Raw genomic sequence first — 2,731 nt, forward strand, 5'->3', positions numbered from 1 at the left:
TGAGACGTCGAACACCTCTCTCAACGGCACAGGGGCCTCGCGCGTTGCGGGAGGCCACCCCATCACCCGACCGGTGGCCACTCTGAAAACGCTCATTGACCGAGCTCGTCATCGAAGGCTGCAAAGGCGCTTTCGGGGTCGAGGGGGTGGCCGGAGCGGACAAGATCGCGCACCGTGTAGCAGGCTCGTTGCCAGTCGGAGGGCCAGGACGGTGCCCACCACGGATCCATTGCGTCCAGCTGCTGCGTGAGGGCGGGATCGAGAATGCCGCGTCGGGCGCGTACGCGGAGGTTGGTCAGCCATTGGCCGATGGGGAAGTCGGCGTACGTATCAGCAGCGCTCGCACAAAGGTGCCCGTGCTGCTTCCAGTAGGCGCGTGCGTTGGTCAGGCCCCGGTCACGGGCCTCGGCGAGGTTGCGACGCCGCGGCAGTGCGTGGAGGGCGGCTTCGGCACTGATGCCGATCTGTGCCAACAGTCTGCGCTGCTGGGGGTGGAGGCTGCTGTAGACCTGGCACTGCCGGTACAGCCAGGTGCCGAGATTCTCGCTGGTGCCCAGGAAGCCCTGCTCGGGTCTGATGTCGGTGCCTGAGTCCAGCAGCCGTCGTGCGCGCAGATAGATGCGCTGCCACAGCGTGCTCCACGCAGGATTCCACCACGGGTCAAGAGCGGCCAGGGCCTGGCTGCGCTCGGGGGAGAGCTGAGGGCCTGCGGCGCGCTGGTTGGCCAGCCACAGGCCGAGTTGGAACCCGTCCTTTTCGTGCCGGTAAGGAATGCAGAGGTGGCCGTGTTCGGTGGCGTAGGTGCGGGCGTGGCGCAGGCCGCGCGCGAACCCCTTGGCGGTCTCGGCCACGCCTGGGGCCGACGACCCCTCCGACTCCGTTTTTCCGGGCGCTTCGTCGACGGGCCGGGTTTCGGCCAGGAGCCGGGTGATCGGTGCGGGCCGGTGGGGCGGGGAGACGTGCCACATGCTGCGTGTCTTTGGCTTGTGCCCGGCCTGAGTGCGTACGCAGGCGCGTACCCAGGCGTTCAGCGGGCCTGTCGTGATGGCGCTGAGGCGACCGGCGATCCATGGCCGCTCAAGGCGCCGAGCCAGTTCATCCACGAGGCTGGGGACATCGGCGAGCGCGTGCGGCTGATGCCGCCCCGCGTCATCGAGTAGCCGCTGCTGCAGGCTCGGGTCGGCGAGGGCCGCGGCCAGCGTGACAGCTTCGGGATAGGTCACCGCATCCCGCGCCGCGGCACGCCAAGCGAGGTCGTTGCCGGGTGCCATCAGCCGCAGCCGATCGGGCCATAGGATCTCTCCCAGCCAGGGCTCGTCCCACCACGAAGCCATGATTGCCTGCGCCACGGTGAACGCTTCGCCGGCGTGCGCAGAGCGCCGCAGCAGCCGTACATGACGGCGCTGGGCCGCCCCGTTCTGCGGTACATACCGTAGGTTCAACTGCCCGGGGCCCGCCGTTGCCCCGTCGACGACGGGTGTTTCCAGCATCCAGCACTGGTGCTTGACGCATACCCGGCCGTGCGGCAGCAGGTAGCGGCGTGCTTCTTCCCGCCCTCGTGTGCTGGTCGCGGTGCAGGCCCGGCATCCGGGGCCGGTCGGCGGGATAGTGGCTGCGGTGCGGACCCAGGCGGCTGGCCCATTCCCGAGCCTGCTCGAAGGGCCGTCTCTGCCCCAGGCCGGCAGGGCACGGTGCAGGTGTTCTTCGGGCATGCGGCAGAAAGCGGCGACCACCGCCCGGGCCTCGGCGTTGAAGACCACTTCCCCGTCGGGCCGCACCGTGAACAGGTTGGGCCGCCGTCGGTCGTGTCCCTTGGTGTGGTGTAGCTGATCATTCGGCAGTGCCGGGCAGGCAGGTGGTGTTGTCCGGATAGAGGCTGTCCATGCTCTCGATGGAGAGATAGCGGCGGGGGAAGGCGATCCACTCGTCGTGGAGTTCGACGAGGACGGCGGTGGCGAGCCGGTTGACGGCGCTGGTGTTGGGGAAGACCTGGACGACGTCGGAACGGCGCTTGATCTCCCGGTTCAGCCGCTCGAGCGGGTTGGTCGACTGGATCTTCTTCCAGTGCTGGTGGGGGAAGTCCGCGAACGCGGTCAGGTCCTCCTTCGCGTCGAGAAGCATCTCTTTGACCTTGGGGAACTGCTCGCCGAGCATGTCCGCGACGGTGTCGAGGTGGGCCCGGACCGCTTCGGCGGTGGGCTGGGCGAAGAGCGTGCGGATCGTCGCGGCGACCATCTCTGCGGCTCCCTTCGGGATCACCGAGAAGACGTTGGGGACGAAGTGGACACGACAGCGCTGCCAGGTGGCGCCGAGCATGACCTTGCGGATGGCTTTGACCAGGCCGCTGTGGCTGTCGGAGATGACGAGACGGACGCCGGTCAGGCCGCGTTCCCGTAACGAGCGCAGGAACTCGGTCCAGAACGCTTCGGTTTCGCTGTCGCCGACCATGACGCCGAGGACTTCGCGGCCGCCGTCCTCGGTGACGCCGGTGGCGATGACGACGGCCTGGGAGACGATCTGGTGGTTCACGCGTGCCTTGACGTAAGTGGCGTCGAGGTAGACGTAGGGGAAGCGGGTGTGATCCAGTGGCCGGGTGCGGAAGGCGTCGAGCTGTTCGTCGAGGTTTGCGCAGATCCGGGAGACCTTGTCGGCGGAGGGGTAGGCGAAGGAGACCCCGTCGAACTCCACGGAAACCGGCCCGTCCGGAACCCGGCGGGCGTCCGGCTTCTCG

General features: G+C 68.4%; 2 protein-coding genes. Both read right to left on the minus strand.

Annotated features, from left to right (window positions below; genetic code table 11):
* Window positions 1–92: 92 nt before the first annotated feature.
* Complete coding sequence (locus ACWD0Y_RS36530; RefSeq protein ID WP_450264555.1) at window positions 93–1,490, minus strand: helicase associated domain-containing protein; 1,398 nt, start codon at window positions 1,488–1,490, stop codon at window positions 93–95.
* A 340-nt stretch (window positions 1,491–1,830) separates the two neighbouring features.
* Window positions 1,831–2,731, minus strand: a 901-nt coding sequence (locus ACWD0Y_RS36535) for an IS256 family transposase (protein ID WP_450264556.1), incomplete at its 5' end; no start/stop codon positions are given.

The organism is Streptomyces altiplanensis (genome assembly GCF_053591575.1).

Bases quoted from the DNA above. Each gene is read 5' to 3' on its own strand.
- ACWD0Y_RS36530 (WP_450264555.1), bottom strand. From the start codon at position 1,490: ATGCTGGAAACACCCGTCGTCGACGGGGCAACGGCGGGCCCCGGGCAG.